We start from the raw sequence: 17,211 nt of genomic DNA on the forward strand, positions 1-17,211 counted from the left end.
ACGAGGGCGAGAGCCTCTATGCGCATGCCCGGTAGGTCGACATACCGGCATACTGATATACCAGAGCTTGGGCTGGGAGTCGTTCCATGCCGCTGAGGAAGGGGATCGGCGATGCTGGATGACGTCAGGCGCTCGCTCGCCTCGGTGGTCTCCGTACCGGTGACACCGTTCGACGAGACCGGCCGCATCGACGAGAAGGCCTACGCCGCCGTGGTCTCGCGCATGGTCGCGGCGGGCATCTCCGCAGTCACGCCGAACGGCAACACCGGCGAGTTCTACTCGCTGTCCGCCGAGGAGCCGAACCGCGTGGTGGCGCTCGCGGTGGAGTCCGCGGGCGAGGCGTGCGTCATCGCCGGCGTCGGGCACGACGAGAGGCGGGCCGTCCGGCTCGCCGTCGACGCCGCCCGGCTCGGCGCGCACGCCGTCATGGTGCACCAGCCCGTGCACCCCTACCAGTCGCAGGAAGGCTGGGCCGACTACCACCGGGCCGTCGCCGAGGCGGTCCCCGGCCTCGGGGTCGTGTGCTACCTGCGCTCTCCGCTGATCACCGCCGAGACGGTGCGGGCCCTGGCGGGCGCGTGCCCCAACGTGGTCGGGGTGAAGTACGCCGTGCCCGACCCGGTGCGGTTCGCCGAGCTGGCGCTCCAGGCGCCCGAGGTGACCTGGGTGTGCGGGCTCGCCGAGAGCTGGGCGCCGTTCTACTGGATGGGCGGGGCGCGCGGGTTCACCTCCGGACTGGCGGCCATCGCGCCCGAGCTGTCACTGGAGCTGCACGGCCTGCTCACGGCCGGTGACCTCCAGAGGGCGATGCGGCTGTGGCGGCTGCTCAAACCGATCGAAGATCTGCGCGCCCGGCGCGGCAACGCCAACAACGTCTCCGTGCTCAAGGAGGCCCTGGCCCAGCTCGGCGTCTGCCGCCGCGACGTGCGCCCGCCCATCTCCACGCTGCCGGACGCCGAACGCGAAGAGGTCGCCGCCGTCCTGCGGTCCCTGGACCTCACGGCCGGCGCGTGAGCGCACCCGAGATCACGGAGATGACGCCAGGACGGGCTGGTATGTACACGACATAAGCCGAGATGGCTCACCGAGACACGACATAACGGCATGGACGGGTCTAAAGCCGCAGAAATGCGCGGCGGGATGGCCGAGAGATGAATTGGGGGCGACGAACGTGAAAGCGCAGGGGCACGACGACCAGGACGGTCGCGACGGCCAGGGCGGTCACGACGGTCAGGGCGGTCACGACGGTCAGGGCGATCAGGGCGGTCACGACGGCCGCGACCGCCAAGAGGGTCACGACGGCCAGAACGGTCACGACGGCCAGAACGATCAGGACGTTCAGAACGGTCAGGAAGCGATCGCCGCGGAGGTCTTCGACGCGCTGAGGCGGGTGTCGACGGCGACCGTCACCACCCAGCTTTTCGCCCGCGGCCTGCGCAACACCTTCCTGGCCGGGCTGCGCCCGCTCAACCCCGCGCGCACCCGGATGGTGGGGGAGGCGTTCACGCTGCGCCACATTCCCGCCCGCGAGGACCTCGACGTGCTGTCGGTGTTCAAGGACTACGACCACCCGCAGCGGCTCGCGGTCGAGTCGGTCGGTCCGGGCCAGGTGCTCGTCATGGACTGCCGGGGCCAGACCCGCGCCGCCTCCATCGGCGGCATCCTCGCGACCCGCATGCTGCGGCGCGGCGCCGCCGGGCTGGTCACCGACGGAGCGGTCCGCGACTCGCCGTTCTTCGCCGAGCTCGACCTGCCCGCCTTCGCCGCGGGCGTCTGCGCGACCACCAACCTCGCCCGGCACCACGCGGTGGACCTGCAGGTGCCCATCGGCTGCGCCGAGGTGCCTGTCTACCCGGGGGACGTCATCGTGGCCGACGCCGAGGGCGTCGTCTGCGTGCCGCGCCACCTGGCGGCCGAGGTCGCCCGTGACGCTTTGGAGCAGGAGCGGCTGGAGGAGTTCATCCAGGCCGAGGTGGACGGGGGCGCCCCGCTGCGCGGCACCTATCCGCCGGACGAGAACACGTTGCGGCGCTACCGCTCGCGCTGACCAGGGCGCGCGGGGCGCGTCCCCATCCGGACACACCTTGTGTCCGTTCGGTCACTTTCCGCTATGGACACGGTGCGTCATAGGGCAGATACTCTCCGTGTCAACCAGTCTTCCCGGTCACTCGGGCGTCGATGGCATCACATCGCCGGCGATCCCGTGATGCCGCGGCCGTGCGAGCGGGCCGGGGAACGACATAGAGGAGAGCGATGCGCCCGAAGAAGTCCACCGCCCTCGCCCTGTCCGTCCTGCTGACGGGCGTGTGCCTGGCCACCGTCGCGTCGGCGAGCGCGGACACCACCCCGGCCGGCGCCCCGCCCGGGCCCGCCGCCCTGCCCTCCGGCTACCAGCTGGTCACGCTGCCCAACGCCAACGTCCCCAACTTCCAGCGCCGCACGCTCTACTGCCCCGGCGCCAAGAGGGTCCTCGGCGGCGGGGCCGAGGCCCGCGGCAACCGGGCGATCCTGGTCGGGTCGTTCCCCACCGATGACGGGCGAGGCTGGATCGGCCTGGGCCGCCAGGACGGCTACAACGACGTGGGCATCAGCGTCTTCGCCATCTGCGCCGACTGACCATCGCCCCACCCCGCCGGCCCCGGACGCCTCCCGGGGCCGGCCCCCTTGTGCCCGGCCGCGCCCACCCGGCGGCCGGGCCGCACGTCGAAGACCCCCGCGCGACGCCGGCTCGACCCGCTGTCCGACCCCGCCCGGCGAAGGGTCAGGAGCCGTCGCGCCGGCGGAAGGTCAGGAGCCGTCCTGTGATCGGCCGAGGTGGGTGACGGTGCGTTCGACGTGCGCCCTGATCAGGCGCTCGGCGAGCGAGGCGTCGCCGCTCGCCACAGCGGCGAGGATGTCCTCGTGCTCGGCGTACTCCTCGCGCCAGGTGGGCCAGCGCCGCCACAGCACGCTCACCGTGCCGAGCGCGGTGAGGTCCTGCAGGTTGTCCAGCTGGGCGGTGACCAGTTCGTTGTCGCAGCCGGAGTACAGCGCGCGGTGGAATCGGCGGTTGGCCAGGCTGAGGGCCGTCGGGTCCTCGCCCGACAGCAGCTCGCGGGCCTCGCCGAGCGCCTCGCGCGCGTCCCGCACGGTGCCGGCGTTCCCGGCGCGGGTGGCGCAGGCCACCGCCCACGGTTCGAGCAGCAGGCGGAGCTCCTGGGCCTTGCGCAGGTCGGCGGCGTCGAGCACCCGCACGCTGACGCCCCGGTTGGGGCTGATGGTGACGAGCCCGGTCGAGGCGAGGCCGATCAGCGCCTCGCGCACGGGGGTCTTGGACACGCCGAGCTGCTCGGCGAGCCGGCGTTCCACGAGCGTCTCGCCCGGCTTGATCCGGCCGGACAGGATCGCGGTCCTGATGGAGTCGGCCACGAGGTCGGTGCGGGTCGTCGACCGTGCCACGGGCCGCAGTACCGGTTCCTCCGGGATGTTGTACACCGGTACATCGTGCCCCACGCCCGGCGCCCCCGTTCACCCCCCTCCATCTTCCGGCCGCCGCGCCCGCGACGAAGGGAAAGAATCTACAACGTAAAGGCGGCCGCTCGGGACGACCACCCCCGTCCCGCCGGCGGTTCGTGGCGTGACCCGGCGGGGCGGGCGGATGGGGCTCAGCCCATGTCGGGTTCTGGAGCGCCTCCGGCGCCGAGGAGGAAGTCGAAGTCGCAGCCCTCGTCCGCCTGGAGGATGTGGGCCTCGAACATGGTCCCGTACCCGCGCCGGAACACCGGCTCGGGAGCCTGCCAGGCGGCGCGGCGGCGTTCCAGCTCGTCCTCGGGCACGTCGAGGGACAGCCGGCGCGCCTCGACGTCCAAGGTGATCGGGTCGCCGTCCCTGACCAGCGCGAGCGGCCCGCCGATGTGCGACTCGGGGGCGACGTGCAGCACGCACGCGCCGTAGCTCGTGCCGCTCATCCGGGCATCGGAGATGCGCACCATGTCGCGGACGCCCATCTTGAGCAGCCGGTCGGGGATGGGCAGCATGCCGTGCTCGGGCATCCCGGGGCCGCCGCGCGGGCCAGCGCCGCGCAGCACCAGCACCGAGTCGGGGGTGATGGTCAGGCTCTCGTCGTTGATGCGCCGCATCAGGTCGCGGTGCCCGTCGAACACCACCGCGGACCCGGTGTGCTTGAGCAGCCTGGGCTCGGCGGCCACGTGTTTGATCACCGCGCCGGCCGGGGCCAGGTTTCCGCGCAGGACGGCGAGGCCGCCCTCCTCCGACATCGGGTCGTCGCGCGTGCGGATCACCTTGTCGTCGTACACGCCGGCCCCTTCGAGCGCCTCGCCCAGGGAGCGGCCGGTGACGGTCGGACGCTCCAGGTGGAGCAGGTCCGCGATGCGGCCGAGCAGGCCGGGCAGGCCGCCCGCCAGGTAGAAGTCCTCCATGACGTAGGTGCCACTCGGGCGCAGGTCGGCGAGCACGGGGACGCGGCGGGAGGCCTCGTCGAAGTGGTCGAGGGTCAGTTCCACGCCGCTGCGGCGGGCCATGGCGATCAGGTGGACGACGGCGTTGGTGGACCCGCCGAGCGCGAGGACGGTGGTCACCGCGTCGGCGTAGGCCTCGGCGGTGAGGATCGCGGAGGGGCGCAGGTCCTCCCAGGCCATCTCGACCACGCGGCGGCCGGTGGCCGCGGCCATCCGGTTGTGCGCGGAGGCCACGGCGGGGATGGAGGCCGCGCCGGGCAGCGTCATGCCGAGCACCTCGGCGACCGAGGTCATGGTGGAGGCGGTGCCCATGGTCATGCAGTGGCCGGGGGAGCGGGCGATGCCCTCCTCCACGCCGCTCATCTCGGCCTCGGTGACCAGGCCGGCCTGCTTGTCGGCCCAGTAGCGCCACACGTCGCTGCCGCTGCCGAGCACCTCGCCGCGGTGGTTGCCCGGGATCATCGGCCCGGACGGCACGAAGACCGCGGGGAGGTCCATGCTGATGGCGCCCATGATCAGCGCCGGGGTGGTCTTGTCGCAGCCGCCCATGAGCACCGCCGCGTCGACCGGATGGGAGCGCAGCAGTTCCTCGGTCTCCATGGCCAGCAGGTTGCGGTACAGCATGGTGGTCGGCTTCATGAAGGACTCCGACAGCGACATCACCGGCAGCTCCACCGGGTAGCCGCCGGCCTGCCACACCCCCCGCTTGACGTCCTGCGCGCGTTCGCGCAGGTGGATGTGGCACGGGTTGAGCTCGCTCCAGGTGTTCAGGATGCCGATGACGGGCCGGCCCATGTGCTCTTCGGCGGACAGGCCGAGCTGGCGGGTCCTCGAACGGTGACCGAAGGAACGGAGCCCTTCGGTGCCGTACCACCGGTGACTTCTCAGTTGGTCGGGGGTCAGACGCTGCACGAGTCCTCCTCGATATCCTGATATATCACGATATCGGCAGCGTCTGGCCCGCCGATGCCGGGTGACCGGACGTGGTCCCCTCTGTCACCTTATGACCGGGCGGCACCTTCGCCGGGCGTCGCCGCGGGGCCCGCGCTCTGGGCGAGTGCCGCGAGGATCCACGCCTCGGCGGCGTCCTTGGTCACCCCGAGCCCGGTCAGCACCCGGGCGGCCGCCGTGTCCTCGGCGCTGAACATGGCGAGCAGCAGGTGCTCGGTGCCGATGTGGGCGTGCCCGAGGCGCAGCGCCTCGCGCACGGTCATGGCGAGGACCTTCTTGCCGTCGGCGGTGAAGGCCACCTCGGCGTCGACCGGTCCGCCGGCGGCCGGGCCGAGGGAGGTCAGGGCCGCCTCGCGCACCCGGTCCAGCGGCACCCCCTGCGCCACGACGGCCCGCGCGGCCAGCCCTTCCGGCTCGTACAGCAGGCCGAGCAGCAGGTGCTCGGCGTCGATGTGGCCGTGGCCGGTCTGGCGGGCCTCCTCCTGTGCGGCGACGACGACGTGGCGGGCGCGGGGGGTGTACCGGGCGAAGGAGGTGGGGTCGAACGGCTCGCCGCCCTTGCTGACGAACCGCTTCTGCGCCGCCTGCTTGGTCACTCCCATGCTCTGGCCGATCTCGGTCCAGGACGCGCCGGCCTTGCGGGCCTGGTCGACGAAGTGGCCGATGAGGTGGTCGGCCACTTCGCCGAGGTGTTCGCCCAGCAGCACGGCTCCGGTGAGCTGCTGGAGGGGGCCGCCGCCGGCGTGGTTGCTCTTGATGTGCTCGATCAGGTCGTCGAGCCGGACTGGTGTCTGCATGCGTCAACCATAGGTTGACGCCAGCGGCATCGTCAACCTCAGGTTGACGATGCGCCGTCCGCTCGGAGCGGAACGGCCTGCGGAACGCCCCTCACCGCCGGGCCGTCGCGGCGGCCCGGACGGCCTCGGCGAGCAGGCCATGACGGGCGGGCCCGGCCAGGCCCGCGTGGTACAGGTGCGCCTCCTGCGCGCCGGACTCCGCCAGGCGCCGCACGTGCGCGGCGATGTCCTCCTGCCGGACCGGCGGCAGCACGGTCACATAAGCGCCCACCGCGACCTGCTCGGGCAGCATGTGCCGGGCGATGCGCACCCGGTCGGCGGACTCCTGGCCGGTGGGCCAGCACTGGACGACGACGGCGTCGACGTCCTTGCCCGCCTGCGGGCCGAGGCCGGGGTTGGCGCCGGTGGCCCACGGGTCGGGGGCGGCGTGCAGGCTGACCCGCAGGCCGGACGGCAGCCCCTCGATCACCTGGTGGCGCAGCTCGTCGGCCGCCTGATGGCGCACCGACAGGATCGTGGCGGCCATCTCGGGGTCGAGGTCGTGCTCGCGGGAGCGCACCGCGGCGCGCAGGTCGCGCACCGTGCGCTCGGGGCAGATGCCGCCGGCCTCCCACCCCGCGCTGCAGGCCGCGCAGCAGCAGACCGACAGCATGCGCCGCGCCCGGGCGTCGTAGGCGCCCTCGGTCTTGTCGTGATGGCCGCCGTGGTCGGCGCCGAGCTGCCCGCACGCCTCCAGCAGCACCCCGGCCAGCGGCAGGTCGCGCACGGCCTCGGCGGCCAGCGTGGCGGCGTACTCGCGCACCTCGGCCCGTGACGGGCAGAGGGCCCACGGGTAGTGCTGGCCGAAGCAGTTGACCACGCCCACGTCCGGATGCGCCTCGCCCAGCCGCGAGCTGTGCGTGAGCACGATCCACGCCGTCACGGGGATGCCGGCGTCGGCCAGGGTGCGCGCGGCGGTGCCGAAGGGGTCGGCGTCGTCCATCCAGGCGGGCGTCCCGGGCACCAGCCGCCTGCCCTGCCAGGCCACCTGCCGGACCGGCCGGTAGAGCGCGGCGTGCCTGGCGTCCATGTACGCCCGGTCGGGATGCCAGGGGGTCGCGGCTCTCACGGTGTGGTAGGCGGCGGCAAGGTTCACCCCGTCCACGCCCAGGGTCTGCACCCGCGCGGTGAACAGCGGATCGCCGATCACGTCCCACGGATAGGCGTGTACGAGCACTCTCATGGCCATCGCCTCCCCACCCGGGGCCCCTCACCCCTCAAATGGCGTTGTCCAGGCATACCGATATACCACCGCGGAGTCAATGGCTTCGGACGATCGAGGTCGCGGCCCCGCGCACAGGCGCGAAAACGGCCGCGCGCACGGGCGTGAAAAGCAGGCATGAAAGCCCACCGCCGGGACAGGGAGGGGGTGAGACCCGAGGCCGCACATGGGGGACGACACGATGGGACAGCAGGTAGCCAAGGAGCGGTTCTCCGAGGCGGAGTACGGGCGCTTCGGGGAGCGCCTGAAGGATTCGCTCATCGCCCTGCGCGAGTTGCTGGCCAGGCCGGGGTTCGGCGCGGGGCCCGCGACCATCGGCGCCGAGCTGGAGCTCTTCCTCATCGACGAGGACGGCCGGCCGCTGCGCCGCAACAAGGAGGTCCGTGACGCCGCCGGCGACGAGCGGGTGGTGCTGGAGCTCGGCAGCTTCAATCTGGAGGTCAACCTGACCCCGGCGCGGCTGGCCGGGCGGCCGTTCAGCGCCCTTGGCGACGAGACGCGCCGGTTGATGGAGCTGGTCGACAGGGCGGCCCGCTCGCAGGGCGGCCGGGTGGTGCCGATCGGCATCCTGCCCACGCTGACCGAGTTCGACTTCACCCCCGACGCCATGAGCGACGACACCCGCTACCGGGCGCTCAGCCGGGGGATCCGCCGGGTGCGCGCCGAGCCGTTCCGCGTGCGGATCCACGGCAACGAGCGCCTGGAGCTGGAGGTGGAGGACGTCATCCTGGAGAGCGCCAACACCTCATGGCAGGTGCACCTGCGCACCTCTCCCGAGGAGTTCGCCCACGTCTACAACGCCGCCCAGCTCGCCATCGGCCCGGTGCTGGCGGTCAGCGGCAACTCCCCGGCCTTCCTGGGGCGCGACCTGTGGGAGGAGACCCGCATCGCGCTGTTCGAGGCGTCGGCGGACGACCGCGACATGGAGCGGCCGTGGCGCGTGGACGGCCGGGTCTGCTTCGGCTCCGGCTGGGTGGACAGCGGCGCCGGCGAGGTGTTCGAGCAGAGCGTCCGCGAGTACGAGCCGGTCATGCCGCTGCTGGACGAGGAGGACCCGCTGTCGGTGACCCGCGAGGGCGGCATCCCGCGCCTCGCGGAACTACGACTCCACCAGGGCACGGTGTGGCAGTGGAACCGGCCGGTCTACGACCCGGCGGACGGCGGGCACCTGCGGGTCGAACTGCGGGCGCTGCCGGCCGGGCCCACCTGCGCCGACATGGCGGCCAACGCGGCCTTCCTGGTCGGCCTGGTGACGGCGATGGCGTCGCGGCCGTCCTGGATCGGCGGCTTCTCCTTCGCGGACGCCTACCGCAACTTCTACCGGGCGGCGCGCCACGGCCTGGACGCCGAGCTGGCCTGGCCCGGGCGCCCGGACGCCGCCCCTGCCGCCCGCCTGGTCGCCGACCTGCTGCCGGTGGCGCGCGGCGGGTTGCTGTCGGCGGGCGTGGACGCCGACGAGGCGACCCGCCATCTGTCCGTCATCGCCGAACGCGTCAGGCTGCGCCGCACGGGGGCCGTCTGGCAGCGCGAGGCGCTGGCCGCCCTCGAGAACGAGCCGGGCTCGCGGGCCGCCATGCTGGCCCGCTACCGCGAGCTGGCGTTCGCCGGCGACCCGGTGCACACCTGGCCGTGCCCCTAGTCGTCGATGCCGGTGAGGGAGCTTCCGTAGCTGAGGGCGACGAGCTGGGCGACGGCGCTGTGCGCGCCGAGCGGCTCGGCGCACCCGGCGCCGACCGACGCGGCGGCCGCCGTGATCTTCTGCGGGTCGATCTCGGGGCCGATGAGGAAGGGCGCCAGCGCCAGCCGCGAGGCGCCGATGTTGCGCAGCCGCTGGGCGGCGTCGCCGACGCCGGGCGAGGCGTCCAGCGAGGCCGCCACGACCGGGAGCGTGAGGCGGGCGGCCAGCAGGACGACCGTGGCGTCCGCCGCCCGCACGGCCTCCTGGCCGCCGACCGTGGCGACGATGATGCCGTCCACCGGGGCCGCGATGTTGAACAGGCGCATGCGGTCGGCGCGTGCCAGGCCGCTCTCTGACAGCTTGACGTGCAGCGCCTCGGCGAGCAGCGGGTGCGGCCCGAGCGGGTCGGCGATCGTCGTCATGACGTCGCTCTCGGCGACGGCCTCCCGGATGGCGCGGTACACCTGTTGGTGCGGTCCGGTCACGAGCGGGACCACGATCGCCGCGGGCGACTCCTTCGGCCGGTCGGCGGCGCATTCGGTGAGCGTCTCGGCCAGGCTGGTCTTGCTGTCCCCGAGATGGATCAGCCGTACGTCGAGCTGAGGATGATCCACGCTGACGATGGTCTTGACCGCGGCGGGGACGTCGCCGCCGGTGCCGGGCGCGGCGAGGACGAGCGCGGGCGCGTCCGGGGGGAGCTGCGCGGGCACGGGCCGCCGGTGCCGGCCGGAGCTGGTCCGGAACGAGCGTTCGCGGACCGGAAGCTCCTGTGGAGCCTGATGACCATCGTTCACATCGGCGGATTTTACGGGGTATGCGGCGAAAGTTAAGTCTGATTCGCCGCGTCGCGCGATGGGAGGAGTGCCCAACTCCCGTGACATCAGTGACAAATTAGGACTCGATCCTCTGAACAGTACCAACGGTCCGTAATCATTCGAGATCATCGCGGGGGCGGCGGACTCCGCCGGAGGGCTGGTACGGGCCCCGCCGCTGACAGTTGCCTTTCCCGCGCCGCCGAATTTTTTTTCGGCGGCGGAAACACCGCCGCGCGTGTCAGTGCACGCGGTGGGTGGCGCGCAGGACCTCCAGCAGCCCCAGACCGGCGAAGAGCAGGACCGAGAGCCCGATCACCGCGTACGTCGCCGAGACGCGCGCCCGGACGCCGGACGACCACCGCGCCGCCACCGGCCGACGCCACGCGGCCGGCGCGGGGGCGACCGGGCCGGCGGGGACGTCCGATACCGGCAGAGGCGGCGGCGTGGCGGGAACGCTCGGCGTGCCCGGTCCGGGTGCCCGGGAGTCGCCGAGGTCTCGGAGCTGGCGGAGCTCGCGGAGCTCGGGATGTCGGGCGAGGTAGCCGCGAGGGAAGGTCTTCACGCCGGTGTCGCCGCAGGACGGGCAGCGGGCGCCCGACCATGGCGGCTGCACCAGGAGTTCGGCGCGGAACCAGACGTCGGCGTCGTTGCCATGGCTGTCGGTGAGATGCCGGACGAGGTACTCCTCTTCCCACACCGTCAGGCAGCGGAGGCATTCGAACGGCCAGGTCTCCCGAGTGCTGAAGCCTTCGTACACCAGGACCACCCCCAGGGCGCGCGTGTCTTGTGACATGGCGCCGCCCGATTCGAGTGTGGGCGTCACGCCGGTTGATCGCAAGACCCGGTACCGACACCTACCGTTCCGGAGTGGTCGCTCGCTGTCAGGCCGGTCCGGCCGCCTCCCGTCCGCTCGGACGCCCGCCGCTGGCCAGCACCGCCAGGGCGAGCACCGCGCACGTGCCCATGACCAGGGCCGTCGGGACGACGTTCTGGGCGCCGCCCGCACCGGCCAGCGGGGCCATGACCGCGCCGAAGGCGAACTGCGCGGTCGCCATCAGGGCCGCGGCGGTCCCGGCGGCGCGCGGCGCCCGGGAGAGCGCGACTCCCGAGGTGTCGCCGAGCACCAGGCCCAAGGAGGCGACGGCCAGCAGCAGCGGCGGAAGGCAGGTGTCGATGGTCAGCCATCCCGTGACGGCCAGCACGCCGAGCGCGATGGCGCAGAGCAGCAGGACGGCGAGCCCGGCGCGCGCCGGCCACAGCGGCCGGAAGCGGTAGGCGAGCCGCGCGCCCAGCGCCGCGACCAGCACCAGGGCCAGCGCGTTGAGCGCCAGCGTGGCGGCGACGGCCGCGGTGTTCGGCCCGAACAGGTGGCGCAGGAAGAACGGGGCCGCGGCCAGATAGGCGGTCAGCGCGCCGAACGCCAGGACGAACGCCAGAGCGGGGGCGAGGTGACCGCGGTCGCGCAGCAGGGCGCGGTCGGCTCGCGGGAGCAGGGGGCTCACCGTCCGGGCGTGCGGCGGCAGGGTTTCGGGAAGGGCGACCAGCGCGGCCAGGAACATCGCCAGCGTCAGCAGTGCCAGTGCGCAGAACACCGCCCGCCAGCCGGCCGTGGCGACCAGGACGCCGCCGACCGCGGGGGCCACGACGGTCACGGCGGCGAGCAGCCACATCTGGCCGGCGAAGGCGCGGACGGCAGGGCGCCCCCGGGCGAGGTCGGCCACGACGGCCCGTCCGATCACGACGCCGGCGGAGCCGGTCAGCCCTTGGACGAACCGCGCGCCGATCAGCACGCCCACGGTGGGCGCGAGCGCGCACACCGCCCCGGCGATCGCGCAGATCGCCAGGCAGGCGAGCAGCGGGCCCCTGCGGCCATAGCGGTCCGACAGTCGCACCAGGGTGAGATGGCCCACGGCCATGCCGAGCAGGAAGGCGGAGAAGGTGAGCTGCACCGCGATGACACCGGTGCCCAGCTCACCCGCGATCAAGGCCAGCCCCGGAAGGTACATGTCGCTGCCGAACGGCACGAACACCGAGACCAGGCCGAGCACGACGAGCCACTGCCGGGCAGGGCTCGTCACCCGGGGGGCGCCGACGATGGTGGTAGCGGTCATGGCGACTCCCTTGGCCGTTCCCCGCGGCGCCCGGGCCGGTCGGCTCTGCGAAGCGCGCGGTGCCGTCCCTGGCCACGGTACGCCTGCCACCCGCCCGAGCCCGGATCCGGGCCGCCCCGGCCGGGAAGCCGGGGGTATCGTCGCGCCCCAGGCAGGTCAGGAGCGCTTCGCGGCTCTGGCGCGATGAGGCCGATCGCGGCTCTGGCGCGATCAGGCCGAGGAGGCTCGGGTCGCCGGGTCAGGCGTCCTTGCGGCCGACGCCGCCGACCGACCAGACCGCGCGCGTGCCGGGCGCCGGCCTGGGGGCGAGCCCCCAGTCCGGGACGTAGACCACTCCCGGCGGGACGAGCGAGAGGCCGTCGAATAGGCGCTCGACGTCGGCCTTGGTGCGCTGCTGGTTCCTGCGGGCGTGGCCGGTGACCACGCGGCGGTTCTGGTAGATGCCGGCGAGCTCGGCGGTGGCCTCGGGCCGCAGGTCGGAGACGCTGTGGCCGATGGCCACGTAGCCGCCCGTGGCGATGGCGTCGCGGAAGCGGCCGACGATGCGGGCGGCCAGCTCGTCCTCGGAGATCACGTCCAGTGCGAACAACAGCAGGACCGCGACCGGTCTCCCCAGGTCGATCAGCGACTTCAGGCGGGGATGGCCGAGGATCTGGCCGGGGTCGCGCATGTCGGCCTCGATGACCGCCGTCCGCTCCTCGTCCTCCAGCAGGGCCCGGGCGTGGGTGACGACCACCGGGTCGTTGTCGACGTAGACCACGCGGGATCCGGGCGCCGCCGCCTGGGCGATCTCGTGGACGTTGCCCTGCGTGGGCAGACCGCACCCGACGTCGACGAACTGCCGGACGCCGCGCCCGGCCAGGTAGCGCACCACGCGCTCGAGGAACCTGCGGCCCTCCCGGCACATCATGGGCAGCTCGGGCGCGACGGAAAGGGCCAGGCGCGCGGCCTCGCGGTCGGCGGCGAAGTTGTCCTTGCCCCCCACGAAGTAGTCATAGATGCGGGCCTGATTGGGGATCGTCGGATCGAAGCCGAGCGGCTCAAGTCTCGGGAACTTCGTCATCACACCCCAATTCACCGGATTCGAGGGTAGCGCCGCTCGTAGCACGATATCGGCGTTCCGGGCATCCGATCGCGGGGGTGACGGCATGGCCGTCGGGGCGCGGAGGCGCGCTCGCCTTCAGCGGCAGACCTCCAGGCGCCGTGCCCGGCGGGCGGGGTCGCGGGGGAGGGCGAACCCCGCCCAGACGGCCTTGCCGGGGCCGCCCGCCGGCGCCCAGCCCCATCGGCTGCTGATGCCCGCGACCACCTGCAGTCCGCGGCCGCCCTCCGCGTCGGCGTCGGGCTCGCGGGGGGTGGGGGAAAGGTCGCTCGGGTCGGTGACGACGCAGATCACCGACTCGCGGGTGCGGGCGAGGACGACGCTCACCGGGTCGGCGGAGTGGACGGCCGCGCGGCCGCTCAGCCCGTGCCTCAGCGCGTTGATCACCAGCTCGCCGATCACCAGCTCGACGTCGTCGACGAGCTCGTCGAGACCCCATTCGCGCAGCGTGGCGGCGGTGAACCTGCGCGCGGTGCGGGCCGGATAGGAGTCTTCGCGCAGTTCGCACATTGCGAGCAGGAAACGGCCGCCGTCCTGGGCGCCGGCCGGGGCCCATGAGCCGGTCGGAGCCCGCGTACCGCGCAGGGACAGGGCGCGGCCCAGCTCCTCCAACCGCTCTGCCCACCCTTCGTCCCGTGTCTGAGCTGGTTCAGCCAGTCGTGTTCTGCACCCAGTCATAGGGAAGCCTCAGAGGGTTTAGGGCATATCGCCGGGGGGTTTACGCCTCATGCCCATATTGCTCCTGTCTGCTGTGCAGATGCAAGTACCGATGCACGTGCATCCGCACACCGGTATGCTGAGCCGCAGGGTGAAACCAGCCCGTATGGGGCTTCGTTCGGATGAAGGCCCTGCTTGGCAACAATGTCAAAGTTCGTCGGCTTCGGGGATGTGTGAACAAGGATGGATGAAATCGCCAACGGTGTGGCCGCGTCCGAGCTCTCGGGCGCGCGGTGGCGTAAGAGCGCCTACAGCAACCCCAGTGGCAACTGCGTGGAGCTCGCCGAGCTCCCGGACGGCGGGGTGGCCGTGCGCAACTCCCGGCATCCCGCCGGGCCGGCCCTGATTTACAGCCGGGGAGAAATCGCCGCGTTCATCCAGGGCGCCAAGAACGGCGAGTTCGATGACCTGGCACTTTGATGAAAGGAACGGCTACTCAGTGTGGAAAATCGTAGCCTAAGGGTGATGTTGGGGTATATCCGGATTGCTCCGTCAGAGGTATCGTGAACTTCTCTGTGACCGCGAGAAGACGAGTAAGACCCCTGTTCTAAGGACTGGCCATGATCACAGCCCGAGCCGAAGGGGACGAGACCCCGCTCAACCTGATGGCTCGGGAACGGGGCAGCTCCACGGTCCTGCGCATCCTGCTCGGCTCCCAGCTCCGGCGGTTGCGCGAGAACCGCGGCATCACCCTGGAGGCCGCCGGGCGCTCCATCCGCGCCTCGCACTCCAAGGTCAGCCGCATGGAGCTGGGACGGGTCAGCTTCCGCGCGCGCGACGTCGCCGACCTGCTCACCCTGTACGGGGTGAACGACCAGGGCGAACGCGAGGCCCTGCTGTCGCTCGTCTCCCAGGCCAACCGCCCCGGCTGGTGGCACAACTACGACGACATCCTGCCCAACTGGTTCGAGGCGTACGTCGGCCTCGAAGAGGCGGCCACCCGCATCCGCTGCTATGAGGTGCAGTTCGTCCCCGGTCTGCTGCAGACCCCCGAATACGCCCGTGCCGTCGTCCGGCTCGGCCACCCGGAGGACGCCGAGGAGGTCCAGCGGCGGGTCGACCTGCGGATGGCCCGGCAGAAGCTCCTCACCCGGGCGAACGCCCCCCACCTGTGGGCCGTCGTCGACGAGGCGGCCCTGCGCCGGCCGCTCGGCGGGCGCGAGGTGATGCGCGGCCAGCTCAGGCACCTCATCGAGGCCGTCGCCTCGCCCAACATCACCGTGCAGGTCATGCCCTTCAGCGTCGGCGGCCACGCCGCGGCGGGCGGCCCGTTCAGCATCCTGCGCTTCTCCGAGCGCGACCTGCCCGACGTGGTCTACCTGGAGCAGCTCACCAGCGCCATCTACCTCGACAAGCGCGAGGACCTCGACCGCTACCAGGCCGTCATGGAACGCCTGTGCATCGACGCCATCCCCGCCACCGAGACCAAGAAGGCCCTCACCAGAATCCTCGCCGAGCTCTGACCGCGGTCACCCCCCGGGCGTGACGGAGCCCTGACCCCCCGAGACTCTCACTCGGCGGGGATCCCGACGACCTCCACGTCCACGCCGTAGAGGGACCTGAGGGTGGTGGCCACGTTGATCAGGGTGACCTGGGCGAACGGAAAGAGGCTCGACGGCGTCAGCGTCCGGCCGGTCTTCAGGTGGATCGCGAAGATCACCTTCTTGGGGCGGTAGTCCAGGGGGACGCCGCGCGTACCGCCGCTGACCTTGGTCACGAGTTCGCTGAACCGCCGCCGCGCGTCGGCCTGGGTGAGGAGCGTCTCGACGGCGACGAGTCCCTGAGCGAACAGGTGGCTCAGGGAGTCCGATCCGCTCGCGGGCTTGACGCAGATGAGCTCGTCCGCGGGCCCGAGGAGGTCGCAGACCTCGACGCCCTGGTGGCTGTGGAGCGCCGTTCGCACGCCCTCGCGGTCCAGGCACAGGTACGAGGTCCGCCCCAGCTCGTGCTGGACCCGCAGGTTGTAGTGCCTTTCGTGCTCGCCCTTCCGCCATGCCGGCAGAGACGTGGACGGGGCCAGGTCGATGAGCTCGCCGACCTGCCTGCCGACGCCGTCGAGGTAGTCGGCCCCGCTCTCGTGCCACGCGCCGTCGATCAGGAAGTACTGGTGGGCCTCGATGGCCAGGCGCGCCTCCAACCAGCGGATGGCGGCGGCGCCGCCGAGCCTCCCGGTGCCGTCGCGGCCGTCCGCCAGTTCGATGCGTCCCGCCCGCAGCGCCTCGGTGGGGGCGGTTCCGTTCAGGACGCGGCAGCGGTTCAGAATGTCCTCCGTCTCAAGGCTCCGCCTGCCCCGCAGCCATGCCGAACCGATCTTGATGTTGTACGAAACGGTCTCGTCCAGCTTCGTGGAAAGCTCGACCGGTACGGCCAGGGCGAGGGGAACCTCGGTCTTTCCGCGCAGCCCTTCGTCCAGGAGGGCTTCGAGGCGGCTGATGACGGCGGCGTCCCGCACCGGCTTGATCGCCTCGATGAAGGCGAAGTCAGGGTGCACGTCCATCGCGCAGACCTTGATGATCTGCTGGAGGAGGGCGATGAGCTTGGTGTTGTCCAGCGGGATGGGCAGGCGGAGCCCGGTGGTGGAACCGTCGACGGTGATGGAGTCGCCGTCCTCCAGGCCCAGGACGTCAGCGTGCAGCTTGCCGCCGAGCTTCTTGACGATCTCGGCGTGCCGCCGGACGCCGACGCTGCCGATGGAAAGGCCGGACGGGACGAGCGTGGCGTCCTGACGGCCCTGGCGCACCGTCGACCGGCGGACGATGTCGCGTACGCAGTCGGGGTCGACTGCGCGGATCGCGAACCGCAGCCCGAAGTCCGGGTCCTTCAGCTCGTCCGGCACGAGGCGGTACCCCTCACCGAATCCGATGGCGAAGACCTGCTCGTCGAGCGCGATGAGCAGCAGCGCGGCGGGCTTCTTCGCGTCGAGCGGGGTGTCCTCGCCGACGAGCTGGGAAAGGTCGCCGGACCATTCGACCTTGGGGATCATGAAGTGCCCGCGCACCAGGTAGGCGACCGCGTTCCCGGGGAAGTCGGGAAAGAGCGGGGCGAACGCGAGCTCGTCGAGGAGCTTTCCATCGAGTGAGCCGAACAATCCGTCGAGATCGGGCTCGACGTCGAGCAGGTGGTACAGCGTGACAACGCGCTTCTCAGCCAAGGCCGGCTCCACAGGAGAAGAGCCGTGCCGTCGGGGCACGGCCGGTGGGGAAGAACCTGGAACTCTTGCTCGCGGTGCTGAAGGTGCTGTCGGCGTGGACAAGGGCTTGACGCCACGTGGGACCACAGGCGTCGCTACACTCACTCACGACTCTGAAAGCATCTCTAGGAC

At 72.1% G+C, this 17,211-nt stretch carries 16 protein-coding genes; 6 read left to right on the forward strand and 10 right to left on the reverse strand.

Going from position 1 to position 17,211, the window contains the following annotated elements; genetic code table 11:
• Positions 1-111: 111 nt before the first annotated feature.
• From ACZ6QO_RS02825 to ACZ6QO_RS02835, 3 genes are all read left to right on the forward strand, one after another.
• Positions 112-1,014, forward strand: a complete 903-nt coding sequence (locus tag ACZ6QO_RS02825) for a dihydrodipicolinate synthase family protein (protein ID WP_465847001.1) — start codon at positions 112-114, stop codon at positions 1,012-1,014.
• Positions 1,015-1,171: 157 nt separating this feature from the next.
• Positions 1,172-2,047, forward strand: a complete 876-nt coding sequence (locus ACZ6QO_RS02830; RefSeq protein ID WP_465847003.1) for a ribonuclease activity regulator RraA — start codon at positions 1,172-1,174, stop codon at positions 2,045-2,047.
• A gap of 206 nt (positions 2,048-2,253) precedes the next feature.
• Complete coding sequence (locus ACZ6QO_RS02835) at positions 2,254-2,616, forward strand: hypothetical protein (protein ID WP_465847005.1); 363 nt, start codon at positions 2,254-2,256, stop codon at positions 2,614-2,616.
• A gap of 171 nt (positions 2,617-2,787) precedes the next feature.
• On the opposite strand, the gene ACZ6QO_RS02840 is transcribed toward ACZ6QO_RS02835, so the two are convergent.
• From ACZ6QO_RS02840 to ACZ6QO_RS02855, 4 genes are all read right to left on the reverse strand, one after another.
• Complete coding sequence (locus tag ACZ6QO_RS02840; protein WP_465847007.1) at positions 2,788-3,474, reverse strand: GntR family transcriptional regulator; 687 nt, start codon at positions 3,472-3,474, stop codon at positions 2,788-2,790.
• A gap of 170 nt (positions 3,475-3,644) precedes the next feature.
• Entirely contained in the window at positions 3,645-5,369 is a 1,725-nt protein-coding gene (araD, locus tag ACZ6QO_RS02845) for an L-arabinonate dehydratase (protein WP_465847009.1), read from the reverse strand.
• Between the two features lie 89 nt (positions 5,370-5,458).
• Positions 5,459-6,205, reverse strand: coding sequence for a Clp protease N-terminal domain-containing protein (locus tag ACZ6QO_RS02850; protein ID WP_465847011.1), 747 nt, complete (start codon positions 6,203-6,205; stop codon positions 5,459-5,461).
• A 91-nt stretch (positions 6,206-6,296) separates the two neighbouring features.
• Positions 6,297-7,427: a hypothetical protein gene (locus tag ACZ6QO_RS02855; RefSeq protein WP_465847013.1), complete on the reverse strand. Its 1,131-nt coding sequence runs from the start codon at positions 7,425-7,427 to the stop codon at positions 6,297-6,299.
• 220 nt (positions 7,428-7,647) lie between these two features.
• On the opposite strand from ACZ6QO_RS02855, the gene ACZ6QO_RS02860 reads away from it, so the two are divergent.
• Positions 7,648-9,105 (forward strand): glutamate-cysteine ligase family protein, encoded by a 1,458-nt coding sequence (locus tag ACZ6QO_RS02860; RefSeq protein WP_465847015.1) that lies wholly within the window; start codon positions 7,648-7,650, stop codon positions 9,103-9,105.
• Here the strand turns inward: ACZ6QO_RS02860 and ACZ6QO_RS02865 are convergent.
• The 5 genes from ACZ6QO_RS02865 to ACZ6QO_RS02885 all read right to left on the reverse strand — a co-directional run bounded on the left by ACZ6QO_RS02865 (position 9,102) and on the right by ACZ6QO_RS02885 (position 13,784).
• Positions 9,102-9,938: a sirohydrochlorin chelatase gene (locus tag ACZ6QO_RS02865; protein WP_465847017.1), complete on the reverse strand. Its 837-nt coding sequence runs from the start codon at positions 9,936-9,938 to the stop codon at positions 9,102-9,104. The two genes, ACZ6QO_RS02860 and ACZ6QO_RS02865, sit on opposite strands and share 4 nt — an antisense overlap.
• Positions 9,939-10,197: 259 nt before the next feature.
• Positions 10,198-10,752, reverse strand: a complete 555-nt coding sequence (locus tag ACZ6QO_RS02870) for a hypothetical protein (protein ID WP_465847019.1) — start codon at positions 10,750-10,752, stop codon at positions 10,198-10,200.
• A gap of 88 nt (positions 10,753-10,840) precedes the next feature.
• Entirely contained in the window at positions 10,841-12,070 is a 1,230-nt protein-coding gene (locus ACZ6QO_RS02875) for a Bcr/CflA family efflux MFS transporter (RefSeq protein ID WP_465847021.1), read from the reverse strand.
• A gap of 238 nt (positions 12,071-12,308) precedes the next feature.
• Positions 12,309-13,148, reverse strand: a complete 840-nt coding sequence (locus ACZ6QO_RS02880) for an SAM-dependent methyltransferase (RefSeq protein ID WP_465847023.1) — start codon at positions 13,146-13,148, stop codon at positions 12,309-12,311.
• 102 nt (positions 13,149-13,250) lie between these two features.
• Entirely contained in the window at positions 13,251-13,784 is a 534-nt protein-coding gene (locus tag ACZ6QO_RS02885; protein ID WP_465847025.1) for an ATP-binding protein, read from the reverse strand.
• A gap of 288 nt (positions 13,785-14,072) precedes the next feature.
• On the opposite strand from ACZ6QO_RS02885, the gene ACZ6QO_RS02890 reads away from it, so the two are divergent.
• Together ACZ6QO_RS02890 and ACZ6QO_RS02895 are read left to right on the forward strand one after the other, a co-directional pair.
• Complete coding sequence (locus tag ACZ6QO_RS02890; RefSeq protein WP_465847027.1) at positions 14,073-14,309, forward strand: DUF397 domain-containing protein; 237 nt, start codon at positions 14,073-14,075, stop codon at positions 14,307-14,309.
• Positions 14,310-14,449: 140 nt separating this feature from the next.
• Positions 14,450-15,352: a helix-turn-helix domain-containing protein gene (locus tag ACZ6QO_RS02895; protein ID WP_465847029.1), complete on the forward strand. Its 903-nt coding sequence runs from the start codon at positions 14,450-14,452 to the stop codon at positions 15,350-15,352.
• A 47-nt stretch (positions 15,353-15,399) separates the two neighbouring features.
• Here the strand turns inward: ACZ6QO_RS02895 and ACZ6QO_RS02900 are convergent, their stop codons facing one another.
• Positions 15,400-17,040, reverse strand: coding sequence for a DUF6119 family protein (locus ACZ6QO_RS02900; protein WP_465847030.1), 1,641 nt, complete (start codon positions 17,038-17,040; stop codon positions 15,400-15,402).
• Between the last annotated feature and the right edge of the window lie 171 nt (positions 17,041-17,211).

Source organism: Sphaerisporangium sp. NPDC049457 (assembly GCF_055586705.1).